At 72.3% G+C, this 26478-nt stretch carries 23 protein-coding genes; 17 read left to right on the top strand and 6 right to left on the bottom strand.

Going from position 1 to position 26478, the window contains the following annotated elements; translation table 11 throughout:
* Positions 1-27: 27 nt before the first annotated feature.
* The 9 genes from ABEB00_RS34615 (at position 28) to ABEB00_RS34575 (ending at position 9963) form a co-directional block, all read left to right on the top strand.
* Positions 28-222 (top strand): hypothetical protein, encoded by a 195-nt coding sequence (locus tag ABEB00_RS34615; protein ID WP_345624692.1) that lies wholly within the window; start codon positions 28-30, stop codon positions 220-222.
* Between the two features lie 326 nt (positions 223-548).
* Positions 549-839, top strand: a complete 291-nt coding sequence (gene tatA, locus ABEB00_RS34610; protein ID WP_345624691.1) for a Sec-independent protein translocase subunit TatA — start codon at positions 549-551, stop codon at positions 837-839.
* A gap of 48 nt (positions 840-887) precedes the next feature.
* Positions 888-1835, top strand: a complete 948-nt coding sequence (gene tatC / locus ABEB00_RS34605) for a twin-arginine translocase subunit TatC (RefSeq protein WP_345624690.1) — start codon at positions 888-890, stop codon at positions 1833-1835.
* A gap of 131 nt (positions 1836-1966) precedes the next feature.
* Positions 1967-4819: a DEAD/DEAH box helicase gene (locus ABEB00_RS34600; protein WP_345624689.1), complete on the top strand. Its 2853-nt coding sequence runs from the start codon at positions 1967-1969 to the stop codon at positions 4817-4819.
* Positions 4820-5243: 424 nt separating this feature from the next.
* Positions 5244-6860 (top strand): ATP-binding protein, encoded by a 1617-nt coding sequence (locus ABEB00_RS34595; protein ID WP_345624688.1) that lies wholly within the window; start codon positions 5244-5246, stop codon positions 6858-6860.
* A gap of 26 nt (positions 6861-6886) precedes the next feature.
* Positions 6887-7264, top strand: coding sequence for a roadblock/LC7 domain-containing protein (locus ABEB00_RS34590; protein ID WP_425586625.1), 378 nt, complete (start codon positions 6887-6889; stop codon positions 7262-7264).
* Positions 7261-7677: a DUF742 domain-containing protein gene (locus tag ABEB00_RS34585; protein ID WP_345624686.1), complete on the top strand. Its 417-nt coding sequence runs from the start codon at positions 7261-7263 to the stop codon at positions 7675-7677. Before ABEB00_RS34590 ends, ABEB00_RS34585 begins: the two co-directional genes overlap by 4 nt.
* On the top strand, positions 7658-8278 hold the full coding sequence (locus ABEB00_RS34580) for a GTP-binding protein (RefSeq protein WP_345624685.1): 621 nt from the start codon (positions 7658-7660) through the stop codon (positions 8276-8278). The genes ABEB00_RS34585 and ABEB00_RS34580 overlap by 20 nt, the downstream gene beginning before the upstream one ends.
* A 125-nt stretch (positions 8279-8403) precedes the next feature.
* Positions 8404-9963, top strand: a complete 1560-nt coding sequence (locus ABEB00_RS34575) for a cytochrome P450 (protein ID WP_345624684.1) — start codon at positions 8404-8406, stop codon at positions 9961-9963.
* Here the strand turns inward: ABEB00_RS34575 and ABEB00_RS34570 are convergent.
* Positions 9957-10919, bottom strand: a complete 963-nt coding sequence (locus ABEB00_RS34570; protein WP_345624683.1) for an RluA family pseudouridine synthase — start codon at positions 10917-10919, stop codon at positions 9957-9959. The two genes, ABEB00_RS34575 and ABEB00_RS34570, sit on opposite strands and share 7 nt — an antisense overlap.
* 79 nt (positions 10920-10998) lie before the next feature.
* Between ABEB00_RS34570 and ABEB00_RS34565 the strand changes: the two genes are divergently transcribed.
* Positions 10999-11577 carry a GNAT family N-acetyltransferase gene (locus tag ABEB00_RS34565; RefSeq protein WP_345624682.1) on the top strand — a complete coding sequence of 193 codons (579 nt, stop codon included), beginning with the start codon at positions 10999-11001 and terminating at the stop codon, positions 11575-11577.
* 229 nt (positions 11578-11806) lie between these two features.
* On the opposite strand, the gene ABEB00_RS34560 is transcribed toward ABEB00_RS34565, so the two are convergent.
* Complete coding sequence (locus ABEB00_RS34560) at positions 11807-12658, bottom strand: siderophore-interacting protein (RefSeq protein ID WP_345624681.1); 852 nt, start codon at positions 12656-12658, stop codon at positions 11807-11809.
* A gap of 234 nt (positions 12659-12892) precedes the next feature.
* Entirely contained in the window at positions 12893-13822 is a 930-nt protein-coding gene (locus ABEB00_RS34555; protein WP_345624716.1) for a 5'-3' exonuclease, read from the bottom strand.
* A 234-nt stretch (positions 13823-14056) separates the two neighbouring features.
* Here ABEB00_RS34555 and ABEB00_RS34550 point away from each other — a divergent pair, with 234 nt between their 5' ends.
* The 3 genes from ABEB00_RS34550 to ABEB00_RS34540 all read left to right on the top strand — a co-directional run bounded on the left by ABEB00_RS34550 (position 14057) and on the right by ABEB00_RS34540 (position 18782).
* The gene (locus ABEB00_RS34550; RefSeq protein WP_345624680.1) at positions 14057-15142 is read left to right on the top strand and encodes a quaternary amine ABC transporter ATP-binding protein; all 1086 of its coding nucleotides are present in this window, start codon (positions 14057-14059) and stop codon (positions 15140-15142) included.
* Positions 15135-17750: an ABC transporter permease/substrate binding protein gene (locus tag ABEB00_RS34545; RefSeq protein ID WP_345624679.1), complete on the top strand. Its 2616-nt coding sequence runs from the start codon at positions 15135-15137 to the stop codon at positions 17748-17750. Before ABEB00_RS34550 ends, ABEB00_RS34545 begins: the two co-directional genes overlap by 8 nt.
* Before the next feature lie 462 nt (positions 17751-18212).
* Entirely contained in the window at positions 18213-18782 is a 570-nt protein-coding gene (locus ABEB00_RS34540) for a helix-turn-helix domain-containing protein (RefSeq protein WP_345624678.1), read from the top strand.
* Here ABEB00_RS34540 and ABEB00_RS34535 read toward each other — a convergent pair.
* Positions 18724-19983 (bottom strand): TDT family transporter, encoded by a 1260-nt coding sequence (locus ABEB00_RS34535; protein WP_345624677.1) that lies wholly within the window; start codon positions 19981-19983, stop codon positions 18724-18726. The genes ABEB00_RS34540 and ABEB00_RS34535 overlap by 59 nt on opposite strands.
* 70 nt (positions 19984-20053) lie before the next feature.
* Here ABEB00_RS34535 and ABEB00_RS34530 point away from each other — a divergent pair, with 70 nt between their 5' ends.
* Positions 20054-21019 carry a LysR family transcriptional regulator gene (locus ABEB00_RS34530; protein ID WP_345624676.1) on the top strand — a complete coding sequence of 322 codons (966 nt, stop codon included), beginning with the start codon at positions 20054-20056 and terminating at the stop codon, positions 21017-21019.
* 95 nt (positions 21020-21114) lie between these two features.
* Here ABEB00_RS34530 and ABEB00_RS34525 read toward each other — a convergent pair whose 3' ends face one another.
* Both ABEB00_RS34525 and ABEB00_RS34520 read right to left on the bottom strand, forming a co-directional pair.
* Positions 21115-21825, bottom strand: coding sequence for a gamma-glutamyl-gamma-aminobutyrate hydrolase family protein (locus ABEB00_RS34525; RefSeq protein ID WP_345624675.1), 711 nt, complete (start codon positions 21823-21825; stop codon positions 21115-21117).
* Positions 21826-21912: 87 nt separating this feature from the next.
* Positions 21913-22716: a FadR/GntR family transcriptional regulator gene (locus ABEB00_RS34520; protein WP_345624674.1), complete on the bottom strand. Its 804-nt coding sequence runs from the start codon at positions 22714-22716 to the stop codon at positions 21913-21915.
* Between the two features lie 88 nt (positions 22717-22804).
* Between ABEB00_RS34520 and ABEB00_RS34515 the strand changes: the two genes are divergently transcribed.
* The 3 genes from ABEB00_RS34515 (at position 22805) to ABEB00_RS34505 (ending at position 26465) form a co-directional block, all read left to right on the top strand.
* Positions 22805-24208, top strand: coding sequence for a glutamine synthetase family protein (locus ABEB00_RS34515; protein ID WP_345624673.1), 1404 nt, complete (start codon positions 22805-22807; stop codon positions 24206-24208).
* A gap of 62 nt (positions 24209-24270) precedes the next feature.
* Complete coding sequence (locus ABEB00_RS34510; RefSeq protein ID WP_345624672.1) at positions 24271-25686, top strand: aldehyde dehydrogenase family protein; 1416 nt, start codon at positions 24271-24273, stop codon at positions 25684-25686.
* Entirely contained in the window at positions 25683-26465 is a 783-nt protein-coding gene (locus ABEB00_RS34505; RefSeq protein ID WP_345624671.1) for a 3-oxoacyl-ACP reductase, read from the top strand. The genes ABEB00_RS34510 and ABEB00_RS34505 overlap by 4 nt, the downstream gene beginning before the upstream one ends.
* Positions 26466-26478 lie beyond the last annotated feature (13 nt).

Below are 26478 nucleotides of genomic sequence, written 5' to 3'. Positions count from 1 at the left end.
GCGGCGGGACGGTCTAGGCTCGGACCCATGTTCTGGCCGATGCTCGCGATTGCCATGGGGTTTCTGGGTCTCGCCGTCCTCGGCGTGCTCGCCGTGAGGGTGTTCGTGGAGGCGCAGCGGCTGGGCCGGCAGGTCTCCGACTCGACCCGGCGGATCAACCGGGCCGCGGAGGACCTGGAGCGGGCCGGCGCACGGGTGGGCCGGACCGTGGACGCCCTCTGACCGGTCCGCCGCAACGGGTCCGGGCAGTCACCGGCGGTGGTCCCCGGGGCGCACGTCAGGGAGCTGTGCGTCGTCGACGCGTCACGCCGGGGTCGGCTGTGACTTACGTTTTGCGCCGCTTCGCCCTGTCATCCGGCTGGCCCGTGCGGGTACGCTGCTGGTCGCGGACCGGAAAAACGAGGCCCGGCCGCGGACGGGAGTACGCACAGGGATTGCCTCGCGTTCACCCCTGAGCGTTACGATCGCTGCACAGCATGGCCGTTCAGACGTGTGTCCGATCGGTCGGACAGCACCCCCCAGCCGCCTCGGTGAGAAGGTAAAGACTTATGTTCGGAAGGCTCGGCGCCCCCGAGATCATTCTCATCCTCGTCGTCATCATCCTGCTGTTCGGCGCGAAGAAGCTTCCGGACATGGCGCGTTCGCTCGGCAAGTCCGCGCGCATCCTCAAGAGCGAGGCCAAGGCGATGAAGGACGACAAGTCCAGCGCCGCCCCCGCCCCGGCGGACCCGCCCAACCCGGACGGGCAGTCCGCGTCCCACCGCACCATCCAGGCCGCCCCCGGCGACGTGACCAGTTCCCGCCCGGTCACCGAGCCGACGGACACGAGCAAGCGCTGACGCGGGGCCGGTGACCTCCGGCCCGCCCGCACGAGATGGGAACGTGGGTTGCTGAAGTCCGCCCGCATCAAGGAGAAGGACCCCGAGGGGCGGATGCCCCTCGCGGAACACCTTCGTGAGCTACGCAACCGGCTCGCGAAGGCGATGCTGGCCATCATCGCCGTCACGGTAGTGGCCGCCTTCTTCTACAACGACATCATCAACCTCATCACCCGGCCGATCCTCGACTCGGTCGGCTGTGGCCAGAGCTTCGAACAGCTCGCCAAGTCGACGTCCGAGGAACCCTGCGCGCAGATCACCATCAACGGTCTGCTCACGCCGTTCACGCTGGCCCTGAAGGTGTCGCTGATGGCCGGCGTCGTCCTGGCCTCGCCGGTCTGGCTGTACCAGCTCTGGGCGTTCGTCGCGCCCGGTCTGCACGGACACGAGAAGAAATACGCCTTCGCCTTCGTCGGCACCGGCGCCCCGCTCTTCCTCGGCGGCGCGTACTTCGCGTACACGGTCCTGCCGACCACGGCCGAGGTACTGCTCGACTTCACCCCGGACAGCACCTCGAACCTGCTGCCGCTGGACGACCTGCTCGACCTCGTCACGCGCATGGTGCTCGTCTTCGGGCTCTCCTTCGAGCTTCCGCTGCTGCTGGTGTTCCTCAACCTCACCGGAGCGATCACCGGCAAGCGGATGCTCGGCTGGTGGCGAGCGATGATCATGGGCATCACCGTGTTCGCGGCCATCGCCACACCCAGCACGGACCCGCTGACCATGCTGGCGCTGGCCGGGCCGATCTGGATCCTGTACTTCGCGGCGGTCCTCTTCTCGCTGCTGAACGACCGCCGCCGACGCCGTCGTGACGCCCTGGGCCCCGCCGACGACGAGGCGTCCGACCTGGACCTCACCCCCGAGGACATCGGCGAGATCGAGCCCGTGACCACGGCTCCCGCCCTGCCCGAGCAGTCCCGGACCGACCGGGTCAACGGGTACGACGACGTGACCTGAGCGAGCGGGTCGACGGATACGACGACGTGACCTGAAGGCCGTGACCGAGCCGCGCCCGCGACCAGCGGCGCGGCCCGGCCCGAAGCCCCTGATCTGCGGTTCCGGTCCCCCGGAGAGATCCGATCCGGATAATGATCGTCCTGTTGTCGGTGCGGCCCGGTACGCTCGAAAGCACGATGACAGAGGATCTCTCACCGGCCGAGCGTTACGCGGCAGCCCGTCTGCGCGCTGCCGAGCAGGCCACCGCGCTCGCCGCCTTCCGCGAGATGTACGACTTCGGCCTCGACCCCTTCCAGATCGAGTCCTGCCAGGCGCTTGAGGCGGGGAAGGGCGTCCTGGTGGCCGCGCCCACCGGATCCGGCAAGACGATCGTCGGCGAGTTCGCCGTGCACCTCGCCCTCCAGCAGGGCAAGAAGTGCTTCTACACCACGCCCATCAAGGCACTCTCCAACCAGAAGTACGCCGATCTGTGCCGCCGCTACGGCGCCGACAAGGTCGGTCTGCTCACCGGTGACAACAGCGTGAACTCGGGCGCCCCGGTGGTCGTGATGACCACCGAGGTCCTGCGGAACATGCTGTACGCCGGCTCGCAGACCCTCCTCGGCCTCGGATACGTGGTCATGGACGAGGTGCACTACCTCTCCGACCGCTTCCGCGGCGCCGTCTGGGAGGAAGTGATCATCCACCTCCCCGAGTCGGTGACGCTGGTGTCGCTGTCGGCGACCGTGTCGAACGCCGAGGAGTTCGGCGACTGGCTCGACACCGTCCGGGGCGACACCGAGGTGATCGTCTCCGAGCACCGGCCCGTGCCGCTCTTCCAGCACGTGCTGGCCGGCCGGCGGATGTACGACCTGTTCGAGGAGGGGGAGGGCCAGAAGAAGGCCGTCAACCCCGACCTGATGCGCATGGCCCGCATGGAGGCCAGCCGCCCGTCGTACCAGGACCGCAGGCGCGGCCGTGCCATGCGCGAGGCCGACCGGGAGCGGGAGCGCAGACAGCGGTCCCGGATCTGGACGCCGAGCCGGCCGGAGGTCATCGAGCGGCTCGCCGCCGAGGGACTGCTGCCGGCCATCACCTTCATCTTCAGCCGCGCGGGCTGCGAGGCCGCCGTCCAGCAGTGCCTGCACGCCGGGCTGCGGCTCAACGACGAGGACGCGCGGGAGCGGGTGCGCGCCCTGGTGGAGGAGCGCACGGCCGCCATCCCGCCCGAGGACCTGCACGTCCTCGGGTACTACGAGTGGCTGGAGGGCCTGGAGCGCGGTCTCGCCGCCCACCACGCGGGCATGCTGCCGACCTTCAAGGAGGTCGTCGAGGAACTGTTCGTACGCGGCCTGGTCAAGGCCGTCTTCGCCACCGAGACCCTGGCGCTCGGCATCAACATGCCGGCCCGCTCCGTCGTCCTGGAGAAGCTGGTCAAGTGGAACGGCGAGCAGCACGCCGACATCACTCCCGGCGAGTTCACCCAGCTCACCGGCCGGGCCGGACGGCGCGGCATCGACGTCGAGGGACATGCCGCCGTGCTGTGGCAGCGCGGCATGAACCCCGAGCACCTCGCCGGCCTGGCCGGCACCCGCACGTATCCCCTGCGCTCCAGCTTCAAGCCGTCGTACAACATGGCGGTCAACCTGGTCGAGCAGTTCGGCCGGCACCGCTCGCGCGAACTGCTGGAGACGTCGTTCGCGCAGTTCCAGGCGGACAAGTCGGTCGTCGGGATCTCCCGCCAGGTGCAGCGCAACGAGGAGGGACTGGACGGCTACAAGGAGTCCATGACCTGCCACCTCGGCGATTTCGAGGAGTACGCGCGGCTGCGCCGCGAGCTGAAGGACCGCGAGAACGAGCTGGCCCGGCAGGGCATGGCCCAGCGGCACGCCGAGGCCGCCGTGGCGCTGGAGAAGCTCAAGCCGGGCGACGTCATCCAGGTGCCCACCGGCAAGTACGCGGGCCTCGCCCTGGTGCTCGATCCCGGCCTGCCCGCCGGGCGGTCCAACGGCCACCGCGGCTTCGACCACCAGGACGGTCCGCGCCCGCTGGTGCTGACCGCCGAGCGCCAGGTCAAGCGGCTGGCGTCGATGGACTTCCCGGTGCCGGTCGAGCCGCTGGAGCGGATGCGCATCCCCAAGTCGTTCAACCCGCGCTCGCCGCAGTCGCGACGGGACCTCGCCTCCGCGCTGCGCACCAAGGCCGGGCACATCACGGCGGACCGGCACCGCAAGAAGCGCTCCCCCGCGGCCGACGACCGGGAGATCGCCCGGCTGCGCAAGGCCCTGCGCGCCCATCCCTGCCACGGCTGCGACGACCGCGAGGACCACGCCCGCTGGGCCGAGCGCTACCACCGCCTGATGCGTGACACCTCGCAGCTCGAACGCCGGATCGAGGGGCGCACGAACACCATCGCGCGCACCTTCGACCGCATCGTGGCGCTGCTGACCGAGCTGGACTACCTGCGCGCCGACGAGGTCACCGTGCACGGCAAGCGGCTCGCCCGGCTCTACGGCGAGCTGGATCTGCTGGCCAGCGAGTGCCTGCGCGAGGGGGTGTGGGAGGGACTGGGTCCGGCCGAGCTGGCCGCCTGTGCCTCGGCCCTGGTGTTCGAGTCCCGGGTCGCCGACGACGCGATGGCGCCCAAGGTGCCCTCCGGGGCGGCGAAGGCGGCGCTCGGCGAGATGGTGCGCATCTGGGGCCGGCTCGACGCGCTGGAGGAGGAGTTCCGGATCACCCAGACCGAGGGGGTCGGCCAGCGCGAGCCGGACCTCGGCTTCGCCTGGGCGGCCTACATGTGGGCGTCCGGGAAGGGCCTCGACGAGGTGCTGCGCGAGGCGGAGATGCCGGCCGGTGACTTCGTGCGCTGGTGCAAGCAGGTCATCGACGTGCTCGGCCAGATCGCCGCCGCCGCGCCGAGAGAGCACTCCACGGTGCCGAAGAACGCGCGCAAGGCGGTCGAGGAACTGCTGCGCGGGGTGGTCGCCTACTCGTCGGTGGGGTGACCCGCCGGCGCCCCGCCGCCGTTCCGGCGGGGCGACCGCGTGCGGTGCGTGCGGTGCGTGCGGTGCGTGCGGTGTGAAGGCGCCCGAGTCCTGGTGACTCGGGTGCCTTCGTCATATCCGGGACCACTCCTTCACTCGTTACGGTGAGTGACATTCGCACGCTCGTCCGTGGATACTTTACGTGTTCGGTCCATTCCACAGCGTGTAAATGGGGTCGAGGGTACCCCTGTCCGGATGTCCGTTTCAGGTGGTTGCTGAAGATGACACGGCGGTGATCCGCCCGGAATAGGCTCGGCCCGCAGCGCACCGAGTCGAGCTGAATTTTCGTGCGCTTGTTCCTCATGTGCAGAAGATCCGGACAATCCCATGACATACCCCCCGACGAACTCCCCCATCCCTGTCGATTCGTTTCCAGAGGGCCTACATGGTGAGTGTTGAATCCCCTCCCGGTCGCCGCGAACTGCCGTACGCGCGAGCACTGTTGTTGCCGGCCATACTGATGGCCGCGGTGACCGGAGCCGCCGTCGCCGCGGTGACGGAGCCGGCCCGGCTCGCCGTCGGTTTGTGCGGTTCCCTCGCCACGCTCCTGGTGATCGTGACGGGCACCGAAGTGGTGCGTCGCGGACGCGCCCTGCGCACCCAGCGGGCCGAGCAGGCCCGTCACCGCGCGTACCTGGAACGGCGGATCGCCGGTAACGACGAGGAGATGGCCTGCCTCGTCGACGAGGTGCTCCCCGCCGCCCTGCACTACCTGCGTCGCGGGAACACCCCGCGCGAGGTGATGCTCCACCTGGCGGACCTGCACCCGGCGGGCGCCGACCTCCGGGAGCCGCAGCGGGGGCTGATCCGGCAGGTGGTCGAGATCATCGACCACGAGGAGGCACTGCGCGACTCGGCCGCCCGCTCCTTCGTCGACGTCGCCCGGCGGGTCCAGGCCATCGTCCACCAGCAGAACAACGAACTGCGGGAGATGGAGGAGGACCACGGCCGCAACCCCGAGGTCTTCGACGACCTGCTGCGCATCGACCACGGCACCGCGCTGATCGGCCGCCTCGCCGACTCCGTCTCCGTTCTCGGCGGCGGCCGGCCCGGACGCCAGTGGCCGCAGCCGGTGGCGCTCTACAGTGTGCTGCGCGGCGCCATGTCCCGGATCCTGGAGTACCGCCGCATCCACCTGGCCTCCATCGCCAAGGTCAACATCAAGGGCACCGCGGTCGAGCCGGTCATCCACGCGGCGGCGGAACTGCTCGACAACGCCACCCGCTACTCCCCGCCCAACACCAAGGTCAACGTCACGGCGACCGAGGTGCAGACCGGTGTCGCCATCGAGATCGAGGACGCCGGCGTCAACCTGAGCGAGGAGTCCCGGCTGCGCATCGAGGGCATGCTGGAGGCCGCCAAGCGCGGCACCGACCTCCAGGACCTCGCCGCCAACCCGCGCCTCGGCCTCTCCGTCGTCGGCCGCCTGTGCACGACCTACAACATGCAGGTCTCCCTGCGGGCCTCGGCCTACGGCGGCGTCCGGGCCATCCTCATCGTGCCGAGCGACATGATGACCAACGAGCCCGGCGTCGGACTCGCCCACGGCATCGGCGCCACCTCGATCCCCCAGCCGGGACCGGACGCGCTCGAAGGCCCCGCGCGCAAGCCCAAGAAGCGCCGCCCCACCAGCCCGCGGCTCCCGGCCGGGGTGTCCCTGGAGGACGACGTCCCCGAGGTCACCGAATGGACGGCCGGCGGTCTGCCGCAGCGCCGCAGCCGGATGAAGACGCCGCTCAGCCAGCGCCTCGCCGAACAGGCCGTCTTCGAGCGCGCCGAGGCCGAGCGGGAGGCCCGCGAGGCCGCCGAGCGGGCCCGCGACGCCGCCTGGAACACCTCCGGGCCGGAGCCGGAGAAGGAGCCCGAGGAGGAGCCCCCGCCGGGACTGTGGGTCGAGGCCTTCTGGGAGGGGCTCAAGGGCGACCCGGACCCCGACGCGTTCACCCAGCCGCCCCATGAGCCGGCCCATGCCCCGGCCGACGACGAGGGAGACCGCAAGTGATCGAGCAGCAAGGCAAGTTCGACTGGATGCTCAGGGATCTCTACGACGGCGTCCCGGGCATCGAGATGATCGTGGTGCTCTCGGCCGACGGACTGCGCATCGCCCGCTACTCCGGCGATCCGGACGCCGCCGACCGTGTCGCCGCCGCCTGCGCGGGCCTGCAGAGCCTGGCCGGCGCCGTGGCCCACGAGATCCCGGAGAGCGACGGCCGGATGAAGCTGGTCATCATCGAGATCAACGGCGGCTACTTCTACCTCATGGCCGCCGGCCCCAACGCCTACCTGGCGGTGCTCTCCGACATCACCTGCGAACCCGGCCGGATGAGCAACCGCATGCGGGACCTGGTCGCCCGCATCGGCCCCCATCTGACCAGTCCCGCCCGGCGCAACGGGCAGAGCGTATGACTCCTCCCAGGCGCCGGAGGCGATCCCCCCAGGAAGAGCCGCCCACCCCGCCCCCCGCGCGGAACGCCTCGTCCACGGGGAGCAGAAAGGGCAACCCCGAACGGCTGTTCGTCATCGGCGGCGAAGGGGGCGGCGACCGCGCGGACATCGACCTGGTGACGCTGATCGTGGCGCGCACCGATCCACCGGCGTCCGCCACTCCGGAGCAGGCCGCTCTGCTCCGGCTGTGCGTGGCGCCGCTGTCCACGGCGGAACTGTCGGCCTATCTGGGGCTGCCGTTCAGCGTGGTGACCGTACTGCTCACCGACATGCTGACCGCCGAGCTGGTGCAGGCCCGCGCCCCCATCGTCCGGCAGAAGGTCGCCGACCGATCTCTCCTCGAAGCGGTGATGCATGGACTTCAAAAACTCTGACACGCTCCCCGGCCCGCGCACGGAGGACCGGCTGCCGCACACCGCCGAGGCGGCCGTGAAGATCGTCATCGTGGGCGGCTTCGGTGTCGGCAAGACCACCATGGTCGGATCGGTCAGCGAGATCAGGCCACTGACCACCGAAGAGACCATGACCCAGGCCGGCGTCGGGGTCGACGACAACTTCGGTTCCGACTCCAAGACGGCCACCACCGTCGCCATGGACTTCGGCCGGATCAGCATCACGGACCAACTGGTGCTCTACCTGTTCGGCACCCCGGGCCAGGAGCGTTTCTGGTTCCTGTGGAACGGGTTGTTCGAGGGTGCGCTCGGCGCGGTCGTGCTGGTCGACACGCGCCGGCTGGAGGTCAGTTTCGACGTCATGGGGAGGCTGGAGGAGCGCGGGGTGCCGTTCGTCGTCGCCGTCAACACCTTCCCGGACGGGCCGCAGTACCCCCTCGCCGAACTGCGCACCGCCCTCGACCTGTCCGAGGAGATCCCCATCGTCGAGTGCGACGTGCGGCGCAGGGCCTCCAGCCGGGACGTCCTGATGACCCTGATGCGTTTTCTGCACTCCCTCGCCCTGACCGGCTCACTCAACTGACGTCATGCGCCTGCCGCCTGCTGCCCGCCACTTGCCGCCTGCCGCTCGACGCCCGACGACCGTTTCGCCGACCCCCCACACCGGGCCCATGACACCGGTTCCACCACAGCTTCGGAGCGACACCTGTGACGCCTGAATCCCACTCCCTGACCGGAACGGGCGACTCCGCGCTCGTTCCGCCCCCGGGTTGCCCCGCGCACGGCCTCGGACCCGGTGGTCTGCACCGGCTCCACGAGGCGGAGGACCTGGAGGAGCTGTACGAGCGGCTCCGCGAACGGTACGGCGCGGTGGCGCCCGTGCTGCTCCACGACGACGTGCCGATGTGGGTCGTCCTCGGCCACTCGGAGAACCTGCACATGGTGAGCACGCCCGCGCAGTACTGCCGGGACAGCCGCATGTGGAACCCGCTCAAGGAGGGGATGGTCAAGTCCGACCACCCCCTCATGCCGCACATCGCCTGGCAGCCCATCGCCTCCCACGCGGAGGGCGACGAGCACAAGCGGCTCCGCGGCGCGGTCTCGGGCGCCATGTCCACGATCGACTTCCGCAGTCTGCGCCGGCACATCAGGCGGCACACCCAGCGCCTGGTCAACCGGTTCTGCGAGCAGGGCGGCGCCGATCTGGTCGGCGACTTCGCCGAGCATCTGCCGATGGCCGTGATGTGCGAGCTGCTCGGCATGGCCGACGAGTACGACGACCGGCTCGTGGAGGCGGCCCGCGACGCGCTCAAGGGCACCGAGACGGCGATCGCCAGCCACACCCACGTCATGGAGGTCCTCGGCCGGCTCACCACGCGCCGCCGTGTCCACCCCGCCGAGGACTTCACCACCCACCTCATCAACCACCCGGCCGGGCTCACCGACGAGGAGGTCCGGGAGCACCTGAGGCTGGTCCTCTTCGCCGCCTACGAGGCGACCGTCAACCTGCTCTCCAACGTGCTGCGCGTGGTGCTCACCGACCCGGGCTTCAGGGCCCAGCTCAGCGGTGGCCAGATGACGGTGCCGGAGGCGGTCGAGCAGTCCCTGTGGGACGAGCCGCCGTTCAGCACCATCTTCGCCTACTTCGCCAAGCAGGAGACGGAGTTGGGCGGGCAGCGGATCCGCCAGGGCGACGGGCTGCTGTTCGGTATCGCGCCGGGCAACGTCGACCCGCGGATCCGTCCCGACCTGGACGCCAGCATGCAGGGCAACCGGTCCCACCTCGCCTTCGGCGGCGGCCCGCACGAGTGCCCCGGCCAGGACATCGGACGCGCGATCGCCGACTCCGGGGTCGACGCGCTGCTGATGCGGCTGCCGGACGTCGAGCTGGACTGCGACGAGGACGAGCTGCGCTGGCGTTCCTCCATCGCCTCCCGGCATCTGGTGGAGCTGCCGGTGCGGTTCGAGCCCAAGCCGCCGCAGGACGTGACGCAGGCGCCGAGCCACGCTCCCCTGCCGCGGCAGCGCGCGGACTGGCATGTCGGTGCTCCGCTGCCCTGGCAGACAACAGTCGTGTCACAGCCGGAACCGGCCGGCGCGTGGCCGAAGCCGCGGCGACCCGAGTCACCCCGGCCGCGGCCGACCGCCGCGGACCACGCCGCTCCGGCTCCGGCGCCGGCGTCCGCGGCGGCGCCCGTGTCGGCCCCGGAAGCGGTCCGTCCGACGGGGGCCTGGCAGCGTTTCCTGCGCTGGTGGCGTGGTTACTGACCGGCGGCCCAGTCGTCGTAGGAGTCCCACGCGGTCAGCCGCCGGGTGCTGCGGAAGCGGTGGTCCAGGCCCGTGACCGGATCGGTGAAGGCCAGTTCCCGGGCGAGCAGTTGCAGCGGGCGCCGGAAGTCGCCGGCCGGTCCGGGGCCGGTCACCTCGGGGTAGAGCGGATCACCGAGGATCGGGACGCCGAGCGCGCTCATGTGGACGCGCAGTTGATGCGTCTGGCCGGTCTCCGGGACCAGTCGGTAGCGGGCCCGTCCGGTTCCCGGCCCCGGACGCCGGCCGACCAGTTCGACGCGGGTCACGGCGTTCGGCTCGCCCTCGGTCTCCCGGGCGGTCAGCACCCCGCGCTCCTTCACGATCCGGCTGCGTACGGTGCGGGGCAGGGCGAGCGCGGGGTCGTACGCGGCGACGGCCTCGTACTCCTTGTGGACGCGGCGGTCACGGAACAGTGTCTGGTAGGTGCCGCGTTCCTCGGGGCGCACGGTGAACAGCACCAGTCCGGCGGTGAGCCGGTCGAGCCGGTGCGCGGCGGTGAGGGCCGGGAGGCCCAGCTCGCGGCGGAGCCGGGCCAGCGCGGTCTGGGTGACGTGGCTGCCCCGGGGGGTGGTGGCCAGGAAGTGCGGCTTGTCGGCGACGACGATGTGGGCGTCGCGGTGGCGCACCTCCAGCGGGAAGGGCACGGGGACCTCGGCGGGCAGCGGGCGGTGGAACCACACGTACGTCCCCGGCCGGTACGGCGCCTCGGCCGGCACCGGGGTTCCGTCCGCCCCGACCACGAGTCCGGCGTCGAGCAGTGACGCGACGACTCCTTCCCCGGCGCCGGACAGCCGGGCGACGAGGTAGGCGCCCACGGTGGTCCACTCCGTCGCCGCGGGCAGCCGCACCCGGACGGGGTCGACCCCGTCGTGCTGGGGGAGCGGGGAGGGCGGGGGCGGGGTGCGGCGTCTCATCGTCGGCCAGGGTACGAGGCGGTGGCCGCCGCCGGAAAACCGCTGGGCCGGCGCGGACGGCGTCGACACAATGCGGGGCATGCCGTATCTGACTACTCCGGTCCTGCCGGCGGGAACGTTCTGCCGCCGGCCCCAGCCCACCCTCACCACCGGCGACGGGCTGCTGCTGCGCCCCTGGCGGGAGGAGGACGCGCCCGCCGTCCACGCCGCCTTCCAGGACCCGGTGATGCACCAGTGGCACATCCGGGCCGCCGACTCGGTGGACGAGGTGTGCGGCTGGATCGCCGACTGGCGGCGGGCCTGGGAGGAGGAACGGAACGCGCAGTGGGCGGTCACCGACGAGGCCGGCGGCCGACTGCTAGGCAGAGTGGCCCTGCGCGACGTCCTGCTCGGCGACGGTACGGCCGAGGTGGCCTACTGGACCGCGGCCGAGGCCCGGGGGAAGGGCGTCGCCGGGCGCGCGACCGAGACGCTCGCCCACTGGGCCCTGGACGAGGTCGGCTTCCACCGGCTGGAACTGAGCCACGCCGCCGCCAACGAGGCGTCCTGCCGGGTCGCCGCACGGACCGGCTTCGCCCTGGAGGGCGTCAAACGCAGCGCCCTGCTCCACCCCGACGGCTGGCACGACATGCATCTGCACGCGCGGGTGCGCGGGTAGCGGCCGGGCACGGTGTCGGCCAGGCACGGGNGGGGCCGGGCACGGAGGCGGGGCCGGGCACGGAGGCGGGGCCGGGCACGGAGGCGGGGCCGGAGCACGGGGGTGGAGGCGGGGGCCGGAGACCGACCGACGATGCCCGGCCGGGCCTGACCGGCCGGCCGGTCGATCACGCGGCGGACGCGAGGGCGGCCGGTCACGCGGCGGACACGCGGGGGCGCCGCGCCCTCCGCTACGCGGCGGACGCCGGGGCGCCGCCCTCCTGCTCCGCCTCGATCCGCGCGTTCCACTCCCGCTTCGAGGACTGCCAGCCGTCCTCGTTGTGGCCGAGGCGCCAGTACCCGGAGATGGACAGGTCCTCGCGGGCGATCTCGCGCTCGACGCGGAGCAGCTTGCGCAGTTCCTTGACGCTTCCCGCCTCGCCGTGCACGAACGCGTGCACCCGGCCCTCGGGGAAGTCCAGCCCGCGGACGACCTCGATCAGGGCCTCGCCGGCCGGGCGGTCGCCGCGGTGCAGCCAGCGGACCTCCACGTCGGAGTCGATCTTCTGCTCCTCCTCGGGGCCCGCCACCTCCACGAACGCGAAGGCCCGGGTGCCGGCCGGCAGCGCCTCCAGTGAACGGGCGATCGCGGGCAGCGCGCTCTCGTCGCCGGCCAGCAGGTGCCAGTCGGCGGCGGGGTCGGGGGAGTAGGCGCCGCCGGGGCCCATGAAGCGGATCAGCTCGCCGGGCCGGACGTCGCGCGCCCAGGGGCCGGCCAGGCCCTCGTCACCGTGGATCACGAAGTCCAGCGACAGTTCACGCTGCTGGGCGTCCCAGTGCCGCACGGTGTAGGTCCGGGTCACCGGCCACTGCTCGCGCGGGAACTCCTCGCGGATCCGCTCCATGTCGAACGGCTCCGGATAGGTGGCGCCGCCGGACGGGAAGAGGAGTTTCACGTAGTGGTCGGTGCACGTGTCCGCCGAGAAGGCGGCCAGTCCCGCACCGCCGAGGACCACGCGCTGCATGTGCGGGGTCAGCCGCTCGGTACGGACGACCTCCGCGGTGTGCGGCGTGCGCGGCTTGCGTCCCGGTCGCTCTGCCATGACGGCCTCCCTGTCACTCAGTTAGGTACACCTAAGTTAGCATCCCTCCCTGTGTGACATCCGTGGTGCGAAACCCACGAATTCCCGCGTTCCCGCGCCCGGCCGCCCGGTCCCCCCGCCCGGTCCCCCCGCCCGGGCTCCCGCCCGAGCCGGGCGCCCAGCCCGCACCCTACGACTTCCCGTGGCCGGGGCCGCGACGCACCGCGCAACCATTGGTTGTCCGGTGGCGCGGGGTCAGGACGCGAGCGTCGTGAGCAGCCGTTCCAGTGATCCGCCCAATCCCCAGCGGGCCGCGAGGGCGGCCAGGGCCACGGGGTCGCGCGGCGTGTGCGGCAGCGCGGTGTCGACCTCCGGCAACGGGACGTCGGCCGCCACCCGGACCACCTTCGGGGCCACCGCCAGATACGGCCGGGCCTCGTCCAGGCGCCTGCGCTGCGCCGGAGTGAGCCCGGAGCCCGGGTCACCCACGGCGGCCAGGATCCCGGCCAGGTCCCCGAACCGGTCCAGCAGTCTGGCCGCCGTCTTCTCGCCCACCCCCGGCACACCGGGCAGGCCGTCGCTCGGGTCGCCGCGCAGCAGCGCCAGGTCGGCGTAGCCGCCGCCGTCGACGCCGTACTTCTCGCGCAGGAACGCCTCGTCGGTGAGCTGGAGGGTGCCGACGCCCTTGATCGGATAGAGGACGCGCACCCCGCGGGCGTCGTCGACGAGTTGGTAGAGGTCGCGGTCGCCGGTGACGATGTCGACCGGGCCGGTCGCCCGCGCGGTGAAGGTGCCGATCACGTCGTCCGCCTCGTACTCGGGGACGCCGACGCGGGCGATGCCGAGGGCGTCGAGGACCTCCTCGATCACCGGTACCTGCGGGGAGAGGGTGTCGGGCACCTCCTCCGCGTCGGGTCCGGCGGCGCGCTCCTCGGCGACGCGGTGCGCCTTGTAGGAGGGGATCAGGTCCACCCGCCACCGCGGTCGCCAGTCGGCGTCCATGCAGGCCACCAGGTGGCCGGGCCGGTGGTCCCTCACCAGGCGGTCGATGAAGTCGAGCAGTCCGCGCACCGCGTTCACCGGTGTGCCGTCGGGGGCCTTCACGGAGTCCGGGACGCCGAAGTAGGCGCGGAAGTAGAGGGAGGCGGTGTCGAGGAGCATGAGTCGTCCGGTCACGCCCCGCATCATGCCGCAGGCCACTGACAGAAGACGCGGAACTCCGGGTGGGCGCGGGTGGGCCATTACCGCCACCCAATGGCCCGTGTCCGCCAAATGGACTCGAAGTGAACCAAGTCACTCTTGTGTTTGACGGATAAGGAACAGGGCAGGTGCGCTGCCGGGCGGAAGCTGGTTGATTCGTTCAACTGTTAGCCAGACTTCATATCGCCCTTGTCCCTGTTCCCGAGGCAAGAGGTAAGCGTGTCAGCCAGGCTTGAGGCCGAGCACCTGTACAAGGTTTTCGGCAGACGACCCGACCAGGCAGTCGAACGACTGCGCCAGGGAGCCGACCGGGAGGAACTCCGCGCCGACGGCATCACCCCAGCCGTGATCGACGCGTCCTTCACCGTGGAACCGGGCGAGATCTTCGTCGTCATGGGCCTGTCCGGGTCCGGTAAGTCCACGCTGCTGCGCATGCTCAACGGCCTGCTGGAGCCGACCGCCGGGCACGTCCGCTTCGGCGGCGAGGACCTGACGGAGCTCGGCGACCGCGGCCTGCGCGAGGTCCGCTCCAAGAAGATCAGCATGGTCTTCCAGCACTTCGCTCTCTTCCCCCACCGCAGCGTGCGCGACAACGCCGCCTACGGCCTGGAAGTGCAGGGCGTGCCCCGCGCCGAGCGCGAACGCCGCGCCGACGAGGCGCTCGCCCTGTGTGGCCTGGCCGGCTGGGAGAAGTCCTGGCCCGACGAGTTGTCCGGCGGTATGCAGCAGCGCGTCGGCCTCGCCCGCGCGCTCGCCACCGACGCCGACCTGCTGCTGATGGACGAGTCCTTCAGCGCGCTCGACCCGCTGATCCGGCGCGACATGCAGGACCAGTTGCTGGAGCTGCAGAAGACGCTGAAGAAGACCATCGTCTTCATCACCCACGACCTCAACGAGGCCATGCGCCTGGGCGACCGCATCGCGGTGATGCGCGACGGCCGCATCGTGCAGATCGGCTCCGCGCAGGACATCCTCATCCGCCCGGCCAACGACTACGTCGCCTCGTTCACCCAGGACGTCGACCGCTCCCGGGTGCTCACCGCCGGCGCGGTCATGGAGACCGACGTACGCGGCGACGAGGCCGACTGCGGCTGCGAGACCGCGGCGCCCGGCACGTCGTTCACCGAGCTGTGCGCGATCAGCGCCCGGGTGCCGCACCCGGTGGCCGTGCTCGACGGCGACCGGCTCGTCGGCGTCGTCCCGCGCCAGCGCCTGATCGGCTTCCTCGGCGACGAGCAGGCCGACCCCGGCACCTGCGACTCGCCGCGGGACAAGGGCGGCGAAAAGGTGATGGCCCGTGCCTAGGATTCCGCTCGGCGACTGGGTCAACGACGTGGTCGACTGGCTGCTCGGCCACGTCGCCTGGCTCTTCGACTTCCTCAAGACCGTCTTCACGGGCACCTACGACGGTATCGACGCCGTCCTCCAGGCGCCCCACCCGCTGCTCCTGGCCGGCATCTTCGCCGTCCTCGCCTTCTGGCTGCGCGGCACCCTGGCCGGTGTCCTCACCTTCGTGGGATTCGCGTTCATCGACTCCCTCGAACTGTGGGAGGACGCGATGGTGACCCTGTCGCTGGTCCTCGTCGCCACCATCATCGCGCTGGTCGTCGCCGTGCCCGTGGGCATCTGGGCGGCCCGCTCCGACCGGGTCAGCGGCCTGGTCCGGCCGGTGCTCGACTTCATGCAGACGCTGCCCGCGATGATCTACCTCATCCCGGCGATCCTGTTCTTCGGCACCGGCGCCTCCGCGGGCATCGTCGCCACCCTGATCTTCGCGCTCGCCCCCGGCGTGCGCATGACCGAGCTGGGCATCCGGCAGGTCGACAAGGAACTGGTCGAGGCGGCCGAGGCGTTCGGCACCACCCCCCGCAACACCCTGCTGCGCGTCCAGCTCCCGCTGGCGCTGCCCACCGTGATGGCGGGCGTCAACCAGGTGATCATGCTCGGCCTCTCCATGGCCGCGATCGCCGGCATGGTCGGCACCGGCGGCCTCGGCGGCGACGTCAACGAGGCCATCGGCCAGCTCAACGTCGGCCTCGGCTCCGAGGCCGGTGTGGCCATCGTGATCCTGGCGATCTACCTCGACCGGATGACCAGCGCCCTGGGCACCCAGGTCTCCCCGCTCGGCCGGCGCGCCGCCGCCAAGGCCCGCGCCGCGGGCGGCCTGAAGATCTGGTCCTACCGTCCCCGCCCGCAGATCGCCGTGGTCGGCGTCGTGGTCCTGGCCCTGGTGGCCGGCGGCATGGGCATCTTCGGCGGCTCCGGAGACTCCGAGAGCGTCGCCGGCGGCGACGACGTCGGCCAGGGCAAGAAGATCAGCATGGGCTACGTCCCCTGGGACGAGGGCGTCGCCTCCACCTTCCTGTGGAAGGAGATCCTGGAACAGCGCGGCTTCGAGGTGGACGCCAAGCAGTTCGACGCCGGGCCGCTTTACACCTCGCTCGCCCAGGGTGACGTCGACGTCTTCACCAACTCCTGGCTGCCGACCACCCACGAGCAGTACTGGAAGAAGTACGGCAAGCAGCTCGACGACCTCGGCGCCTGGTACGACGAGACGACCCTGGAGCTGACCGTCCCGGCCTATGTGAAGGACGTCGACACCCTGGCGGACCTCAAGGGCAAGGGCGACCTCTTCGGCGGCCGGATCACCGGCATCGAGTCCAGCGCCGGTGAGACGGGCCTGCTGAAGAGCAAGGTCCTCAAGGCGTACGGCCTGGACAAGGAGTACAAGGTCGTCGACAGCTCCACGCCGGCGATGCTGGCCGAGCTGAAGCGGGCCATGAGCAAGAAGGAGCCGATCGTGGTTCCGCTCTGGTCGCCGCACTGGGCGTACAACGACTACGACCTGAAGAAGCTCAAGGACCCGAAGGGCGCCTGGGGCGAGGGCGACGGCGTGCACACGCTCTCCCGCAAGGGCTTCGCCGCCGAGAACGCGACCGTGGCCGAGTGGCTCAAGGACTTCAAGCTGGACGAGAAGCAGCTCACCAGCCTGGAGGCCGAGATCAACAAGTCCGGCGAGGGCAAGCAGCAGGACGCGGTCCGCGCCTGGCTGAAGAAGAACCCGGGCGTCGTCGACAAGCTGGCACCGGTCGCCTCCGGCTCCGGTACCGAGCCGGCCGAGGCCAAGCGCGCGCTCGACGTGGCCTGGTTCCCCTGGGACGAGGACGTCGCCGTCACCTACCTGTGGAAGAACGTCCTGGAGCGGCGCGGCTACAAGCTGAACCTCAAGCAGATGGACGTCGGCCCGGTCTACACCGGCCTGGCCTCCGGCGACCTCGACCTCAACTTCGACGCGTGGCTGCCACACGCCCAGGCGAACTTCTGGGAGAAGAGCAAGGACAGCCTGAGCGACCTGGGCACCTGGTACGAACCGACCTCCCTGGAGGTCTCGGTGCCCGGTTACGTCAAGGACGTCAAGTCCATGCGGGACCTCAAGGGCAAGGGCGACCTCTTCGACGGGAAGATCATCGGCATCGAGCCGGGCACCGGCGAGATGAACCTGCTCAAGAACAAGGTCCTGCCCGGCTACGGCCTGGACGACGAGTACGACGTCGTCGACGGCTCCACCCCGGCGATGCTGGCCGAGCTGAAGCGGGCCTACGCCAAGAAGAAGCCGGTCGCGGTCGTCCTGTGGTCGCCGCACTGGGCGTACAGCGACTACGAGCTGACCAAGCTCAAGGACGACAAGAAGCTCTGGGGCGAGAACAACACGATCCACACGATCGCGAGCGAGAAGTTCCCCGGGCAGTACCCGCAGCTCACCAAGTGGATCAAGAGCTTCCACATGAGTGAGAAGGAGCTCGGCAGCCTGGAGAGCGAGATCAAGGACCGGGGCCAGGGCCATGAGGAAGCGGCGGTGGACGCCTGGCTGAAGGAGAACCCGGCGGTCGCCGACCGGATGACCCCGGCGTAACCCGTACTCCGCGCCACCCGAGGGGTGGGCCCGCCCGCGCGTGCTGACCGCGCGGGGCCGGGCCCGCCCCTCGGCTCGTTCCCGGCCCCCCGGTGGGCCGAGCGGGAGGGGTGACACGGTCGGGATCCGGACAACCACGGAGCGCCACGCCCCCGCCCGAGCCGGACCGCCGCGGATGCGAGATGCTGGAGCGAGGACCCGCCGGGGACTCACCGCGGACCCCTCACCACGCAGGGGCGAGGTCCCGGGGGGCGGCGCCGGGACGGACCCGGCGGCGTGCGGCCGGGACCGAACCGGTGGCGAGAACTGTCAGGTCCGGACCATGGGGACATGACGTCGATGTGACGGCCGCGTGAAACGGTTTGCCGAACATGCGTAGGGTGCAGAGAACCCACCAGAGGGACGGTGTCCGGACCCGGACGCCGAGGCGAGCGACGACGGGCGAAGGAGGGAGCCGGAGCGATGGGCGACCACAAAGAACAGCCCCTCCGGGTGGGCGCGGCCGTGCGGCGGCGGCGCCGCGCGCTGGACCTCACCCTCGCCGTCGTGGCCGGGCGCAGCGGCCTGTCGGTGCCCTTTCTGAGCCAGATCGAGAACGACCGGGCGCGGCCCAGCACCAGTTCCCTGGAGAAGGTCGCCGACGCGCTGCGGACCACCGCCGTGGAACTGCTCGCCGCCGCCGACCCCGCGTGCAGCGTGGACGTGGTCCGCGCCGAGGACGGTGAGCCGGCGGCCGAGCCCCGGGTGCGCTCCCTGGTCCGCGGCCACCACCAGATGCACGCCTCGGAGTTCACCGGCGACCACGACGCGGGCCGCGAACTGCAGTACCGCAACGACCAGTTGATGTACGTCGCCGAGGGCGCCGTCGAGATCGAGGCCGAGGGCCGCGCCTACCGGCTGGGCCGCGGCGACACGCTGTACCTCACCGGCGGCGTGCGCCACCGGTGGCGGGCGACGGTGCCCGACACCCGGCTCATCGTGGTCGCGGTGGCCGAACACATCGAGGCGGTACGGGACCGGCCGGGCCGCTGAGCCCGGCGCCGCGGACCGTCTCCCGCAGCTCGCGCGCCGTCCCCGTGCAGGCGACGGCCCAGGCGGCGACGAGGACCCCGTACAGGACGAGCGCGAGCCCGTCGTAGCCGGCCGGCCCGGTGTGGCGGGCGAGCGCGGCGGCGCCGGTGACGCAGGTGCCCACCGGGAAGGTGAACGACCACCAGGTCATCGAGAAGCCCATGCCGTGCCGCCGGGCCCGGACCACGTGGGCCGTGGCCAGGCAGAGCCACAGCAGGGCGAACCCCATCACCGGCACGCCGTAGAGGACGGCCAGCACGGCGAACCCCTCGGCCAGGCGGGACGGGACGGCGCCGGGCGCGACGTCGGCGAAGTTGCCCACGGCGGTGGTGGACTGCCCCAGCGGGCCCAGCACCAGGAAGAGCGACGGCGTGAGGGCGAGCGGCAGCGGCCCGGCGACCAGCAGCCGCCCGAAGACCAGGGGCAGCATCAGCAGGGTCGCCAGCAGACTCAGCCCGAACAGCGCCAGACAGGCCAGCAGCAGGGTCTCGCGGGGCGGCCCGGCCGGCAGGTACGGCACGAGCAGCGGCCCCAGCGCGGCGGACACCATCGGCGCGACCAGCGGCAGCAGCCACCCGGGCACCGCCTGCCCGGGCCCGACGCGGTGGCGTACGGCCATCAGGTACGGGACGCCGACGGCCGCCGCCAGCGCCACGGCCGTACCGGCGGTGAACAGCACCACGTCCAGGGCGACCGCGGCCCGGGTGCCGATCCAGTCCCGGCCGACGGTGACGGCGCCGCCGCCGACCGCCACCAGGGCCATCGCCGCACAGCCGTAGAAGGGGGCCACCGCCGGGTCGAGCAGGTGGGCGCGGGCCTGGTCGCGGTGGTGGAGCCAGTGCAGGGACCGGGCGGCGAGCAGCGTCAGGAGCAGCAGCAGCGAGAGCGCCCAGACCGCCGCGCAGACGGTACGCAGTCCGGGCGGCTGCCAGGGCAGCGCGACGCCCGCCGTGGCCACGACGGAGGTGCCCATGACCGAGGCGTACCACTGGGGTCCGAGGTGACGGACGGCCGGCACCCGCGACGACGGCACCGGCGAGGACGGCACCGGCGATGACGGCACCCGCGACGCCCGGGGAGACGGCGGTGACGGTGACGGTGACGGTGGCGGTGTCGTCGTGGACGCGGTGGCGCGGGACGGGGGCGGGACGGCGGTGACCATGGCTCCACCGTCGCCCGGGTCCGGACCGCCGACCAGGGAGCATGGCTCTATGAGGACATAAGCTGCAGTTATGAGCGGTACGGAGGGCGGCGGCGAGGACCGGGGCGGCCGGAGCGCCGGTGACGGGTCCGGGCGGACGCCCGCCGGGTCGCTGGCCCACCGGGTGCCCGATCTGGGCGCGCTGGAACTGCTGCTGGCGGTGGCCCGGCTGGGCAGCCTCGGTGGGGCCGCCCGGGAGCTGGGCATCAGCCAGCCGGCGGCCAGCAGCCGGGTGCGGTCCATGGAGCGGCAGTTGGGGGTGGCCCTGGTGGACCGGTCGCCGCGCGGCTCCCGGCTCACCGACGCCGGCGGGCTGGTCACGGACTGGGCGCGGCCGATCGTGGCGGCGGCCGAGGCGTTCGACGCGGGGGCGCAGGCGCTGCGCGACCGGCGGGACTCGCGGCTGCGGGTGGCGGCGAGCATGACCATCGCCGAGTACCTGCTGCCCGGCTGGCTCCTCGCCCTGCGGCTCCAGCGGCCGGACACGGCGGTGTCGCTGCTCGCCGGGAACTCGGCGACGGTGGCCGAGCGCCTCCTCGGCGACGAGGCCGATCTGGGGTTCGTGGAGGGCCTGAGCGTGCCGACCGGCCTGGGCTCCACGGTCGTCGCCCGCGACCGGCTGATCGTCGTGACCGCCCCCGGGCACCCCTGGACCCGGCGCCGGCACCCGCTGGCCGCGCGAGAACTGGCGGCGACCCCGCTGATCCTGCGGGAGGAGGGCTCGGGCACCCGGCAGGTGCTGGACGCCGCCCTCGGCGGTCTGGCCCGCCCGCTGATCGAGCTGTCCTCGACCACCGCGGTCAAGGCGGCGGCCGTGGGCGGCGCGGGGCCCGCGGTCCTGAGTGAACTGGCGCTGGGAGAGGAACTGGCCGTGCGGCGCCTGGTCCGGGTCCCGGTCGCTGACGTCTCCCTCGCCCGCGACCTGCGCGCCGTCTGGCCCACCGGCCACCGGCCGACCGGGCCCGCCCGGCAACTGCTGTCACTGACCCGGGGGTGAACCACCCCTGACCTTCGGCAGCCGGGCGCGTCTCGTCCCAGGGTCAGGACCCGTGGTCAGGACCCGTGGGCAGGACCCAGGGTGAGAACTCGTGGTCAGGACCCGGCCTCCACCCGGTCGCGCGCCGCCTCCACCAGCGCCCGCATCACCCGCACGTCCTCGCCCATCTCCGGGTGCCACTGGACGCCCAGCACCCAGTCCCGCGCGGGCGACAGCTCCAGCGCCTCCACCGTGCCGTCCACCGCGTACGCCGACGGCACCAGTCCGGCGCCGAGGCGGTCCACCGCCTGGTGGTGGAAGGTCGGCACCTCCGTCTCCTCCGGGACCACGGCGGCGTACCGGGTCCCCGGCACCGGCTTGACCGGGTGGCGGCCGAAGACGCCCGGCACCCCGATGTGGCCCTCCAGATGCTGGTGGAGCGTGCCGCCCAGGGCGACGTTGAGCAGTTGCATGCCCCGGCAGATGCCGAGCAGCGGGACCCGGGCGGCCAGCGCCGCCTCGACCAGCGCCAGCTCCCAGGTGTCCCGGGCGCGGGCGGGCGGGCCGGTGCGCGGGTCGGGGGCGGCGCCGTAGCGGACCGGTTCCACGTCCGGTCCGCCCGCGATCACCAGGCCGTCGAGACGGGCCACGGTCGCCGCCGCGTGCTCCGGCGCGTCCGGCGGCAGCATCACGGCCAGCCCGCCCGCCCGTTGCACCAGCCGCGGATACCCGGCGGGCAGCAGCGCGGCCTCCAGCTCCCAGACGCCCCAGCGGGTCCCGGACTCCAGATACGTGCTGACGCCGATCAGCGGCCTGTGGGACGACATCCGGCCTCCTCGCGATGAACGGAACGGCAATGAACGGAACGGTGGAACGGGCAATGGACGGAATCCATACCTTAAGCGGGCGCGGGCTCAGGTCAGGAAACCCCGCAGCAGCGCCGCCGTCCCCGCGCAGTGCTCCCGCATCGCCGCCCGCGCCCCGTCCGCGTCCCCGGCGAGCACCGCCTCGACCAGCGCGGCGTGCTGACGCTGGGAGTGCTCCAGATTGCGCACCAGCAGCGGAATGCAGTCGAGCAGGCCGTTCACCGTCGCCCGTACCGCCGCGTACTGCGTGGCCAGCGTCGGCGAGCCGCACAGCCCGGCGAGGGTGAGGTGGAGCAGGGTGTCCTGGCGGCGGTACTCGGCGGGCGGCGCGTCCCGGGTGCGGGCCAGCGCCGCGCGCAGCCGCCCCGCCCGCTCCGGACCCAGCTCCAGTTCGGCGCAGAGGCCGGCCGCCCCCACCTCCAGCACCTCCCGGAACCGCAGGACGTCCTCGACGTCGACCGCCGCGACCCGGCGCCGCAGCTCACCCGCACCGCCCGCGTCCGCACCGCCCGCACCGGGCGTCCCCCCACCGCCTGTCCCCACACCGCCCGTACCCGCCCCGCCCGGGTCCGCGCGGGCCAGCACGAACGTGCCGCCGTACCGCCCTCGCCGCGCCTCGACCAGCCCCTGCTCCCGGAGCACCTTCAGCACCTCGCGCAGCGTCACCCGGCTGATCCCGAGCCGCTCCGCCAGGTCCCGCTCGGACGGCAGCCGGCCGCCCGCGGGCACCAGCCCCAGCCGGACCACCTGGAGTATCCGCTCCAGCGCCTCCTCGAAACCGTTGCCCGCGCGCACCGGCCCGAGCACCGGCGCCAGCCGGTCCGCCCCCGCGCCCCCGGTCTCCTCCGGCATACGGCCGTGGCCCCCTTCCCAAGCAATGGTTCGCGGCCATACCTTATGGCTCCCGACGCAGCGACGACACCGCCCAGGAGGCCGACCCGTGGCAGAGCGCACACCCCCGCTCACTGTCGAGGAACTGCACGCCCTCGTCGGCGACGGTGAGATCGACACCGTCGTCCTGGCCTTCCCGGACATGCAGGGACGCCTCCAGGGCAAGCGGTTCGCCGCGCGCTTCTTCGTGGACGAGGTCCTCGACCACGGCACCGAGGGCTGCAACTACCTGCTCGCCGTCGACGCCGAGATGAACACCGTCGACGGCTACGCCATGTCCTCCTGGGAGCACGGGTACGGCGACTTCGCCATGCGCCCGGACCTCGCCACCCTGCGCCGGCTGCCCTGGCACGAGGGCACCGCGTTCGTCCTCGCCGACCTGGCCTGGGAGGACGGCTCCCCGGTGGTGGCCGCGCCGCGCCAGATACTCCGCCGCCAACTGGAGCGTCTCGCCGCGCACGGCCTGACCGCGCAGGCCGGCACGGAACTGGAGTTCATCGTCTTCAAGGACACCTACGAACAGGCGTGGGACGCGCACCACCGCGGACTGACCCCGGTCAACCAGTACAACGTGGACTACTCCGTCCTCGGCACCGGACGCGTCGAGCCCCTGCTGCGCCGCATCCGCAACGAGATGGCCGGGGCCGGCCTCAGCGTGGAGTCCGCCAAGGGCGAGTGCAACCCCGGCCAGCACGAGATCGTCTTCCGCTACGACGAGGCCCTGGTCACCTGCGACCAGCACGCGCTGTACAAGACCGGTGCCAAGGAGATCGCCGCCCAGGAGGGCGTCTCCCTCACCTTCATGGCCAAGTACGACGAGCGCGAGGGCAACTCCTGCCACATCCACCTCTCGCTCACCGACGCCGACGGCACCGGCGTCATGGCCGAGCCGGAAGGCACCGGATCGGGCGGCAGCGGACCGCACGGCACCGGACCCGGCGCCATGTCCGACGTCATGCGGCACTTCCTCGCCGGGCAGCTCGCGGCCCTGCGCGACTTCTCCCTGCTCTACGCCCCGCACATCAACTCCTACAAGCGGTTCCAGCCCGGCTCCTTCGCGCCGACCGCCGTCGCCTGGGGGCGCGACAACCGCACCTGCGCCCTGCGCGTGGTCGGCCACGGCCGCTCCCTGCGCTTCGAGAACCGGCTCCCCGGCGGCGACGTCAACCCCTACCTCGCGGTGGCGGGCATGGTGGCCGCCGGACTCCACGGCATCGAACACAAGCTGGAGCTGCCCGAGCCCTGCACCGGGAACGCCTACACCGCCGACTACGACCACGTCCCCACGACCCTGCGCGAGGCCGCCGAACTCTGGGAGCGCAGCCCGCTCGCCGAGGCCGCCTTCGGGGCCGAGGTGGTCGCCCACTACCGCAACATGGCGCGGGTCGAGGTGGACGCCTTCGACGCCGCGGTCACGGACTGGGAGCTGCGCCGCTCCTTCGAACGCATGTGAGGTCCCCTGTGCCCCCCGTGTCCCCTCCGCCTCCCGTCTCCCCTCCGCCCCCCGTGCCCCCCGTGTCCCCTGCGCCCCCCGGGTTCTCCGAGCACGAGCCGCGGGAACTGCGGGTGCTGAACCCCGCCACCGAGGAGACCGTCGCCACGGTCCCCGCCGCCTCGGCCGCCGACGTCGACGCCGCCGTCGTCCGCGCGGTCCGGGCCCAGGAGCGCTGGGCCGCGCTGGCGCCCGGCGACCGCGCCCGGCTGCTGCGCCGGTTCGCCACCGCGGTCGACAGCCACGTCGAGGAACTGGCCCGGCTGGAGGTCCGGGAGGCCGGGCACACCCTCGGCAACGCCCGCTGGGAGGCGGGCAACGTCCGTGACCTGCTCGACTACGCGGCCGGGGGAGTGGAACGGCTCACCGGCCGCCAGATCCCGGTCGCCGGCGGTCTCGACGTCACCCTCCTCGAACCGCTCGGCGTCGTCGGCGTCATCGCGCCCTGGAACTTCCCGATGCCCATCGCCGCCTGGGGCACGGCGCCCGCCCTCGCGGCGGGCAACGCGGTCCTCCTCAAGCCCGCCGAGACGACCCCCCTGACCGCGCTCAGGCTGGCCGAACTCGCCCTGGCGGCCGGGCTGCCCGAGCACCTCTTCCAGGTGCTGCCGGGACCGGGACCCGTCACCGGCCGGGCCCTCGTCAGGCACCCGGACGTGCCGAAGGTCGTCTTCACCGGCTCGGCCGCGGTGGGCAGGAGCGTACTGGCCGAGGGCTCGGCGCTGCTCAAGCGCGTCACCCTCGAACTCGGCGGCAAGAGCCCCAACGTCGTCTTCGCCGACGCCGACCTCCCGGCCGCCCTCGACCCGTTCTCCTTCCTCGACAACGCCGGCCAGGACTGCTGCGCCCGCACCCGGATCCTCGTCCAGCGGGAGGTGTTCGACCAGGCCCGCGAGATCCTCGCCGACGCGCTCGCCGCCGTCGTGGTGGGCGACCCGGCCGACGACAGGACGCAGATGGGACCGCTGATCTCGGCCCGGCAGCTCGACCGCGTCCGCTCCTACGTCCCCGAGGACGCCCCGGCGCTGCGCGGCGCCGCCCCCGACGGCCCTGGTTTCTGGTTCCCGCCCACCGTCCTCACCGGCGAACGCTCCGACAGCCGGGCGGCCCGTGAGGAGATCTTCGGCCCCGTCGCCGTCCTGCTGCCCTTCCGCGACGAACAGGACGCGATCAGGCTCGCCAACGACACCCCGCACGGCCTGTCCGGCTCCATCTGGACCTGGGACCTCGGCCGCGCCCTGCGCGTCAGTGCGGCGGTCCGCGCGGGCAACCTCTCCGTCAACTCCCACTCCAGCGTCCGCTATTCGACCCCCTTCGGCGGCTTCAAGCAGTCCGGCATCGGCCGCGAGCTGGGCCCGGACGCGCTGACCGCCTTCACCGAGACCAAGAACGTCTTCATCAGCAGCGCCTCATCGAGCACGGAGGACCCCGCACAGTGAGCGAAGCGAACATCTGCCGCCGCCTGACCGGCCGTACGGCCGTCGTCACCGGGGCGGGCAGCGGCATCGGCCTGGCCACCGTCCGCCGGCTCGCCTCCGAGGGCGCCCGGGTGGTCTGCGGCGACATCGACGAGGTCCGGGGCAGGGCGGCGGCCGACGAGGTCGGCGGCACCTTCGTCCTCGTCGACGTCACCGACCCCGAGCAGGTCGAGGCGCTGTTCAGGACGGCGTACGAGACCTACGGCAGTGTGGACGTCGCCTTCAACAACGCGGGGATCTCACCGCCCGACGACGACTCGATCCTGGAGACGGGGCTGGAGGCGTGGCGGCGGGTCCAGGAGGTCAACCTCACCTCCGTCTACCTGTGCTGCAAGGCCGCCCTCCCCTACATGCGGCGCCAGGGCCGCGGTTCCATCATCAACACCGCGTCCTTCGTGGCCCGGATGGGCGCGGCCACCTCGCAGATCTCGTACACCGCCTCCAAGGGCGGGGTGCTGGCGATGTCCCGGGAACTGGGCGTGCAGTTCGCCCGCGAGGGGATCAGGGTCAACGCGCTCTGCCCCGGCCCGGTCAACACCCCGCTGCTGCGCGAGCTGTTCGCCAAGGACCCCGAGCGGGCCGCGCGCCGGCTCACGCACATCCCGGTCGGCCGGTTCGCCGAGGCCGAGGAGATCGCCGCCGCCGTCGCCTTCCTCGCCAGCGACGACTCCTCCTTCGTCAACGCCGCCGACTTCCTGGTGGACGGCGGGATCTCGGGCGCGTACGTCACGCCCCTGTAGGCCGCGGGGGCAA

Origin of the sequence: Streptomyces ziwulingensis, from assembly GCF_039542605.1 — a bacterium.
GTDB classification, from domain to species: domain Bacteria; phylum Actinomycetota; class Actinomycetes; order Streptomycetales; family Streptomycetaceae; genus Streptomyces; species Streptomyces ziwulingensis.
Note: the sequence above shows the minus strand (reverse complement) of the source record. Positions and strands in the feature narration are given on the sequence as shown.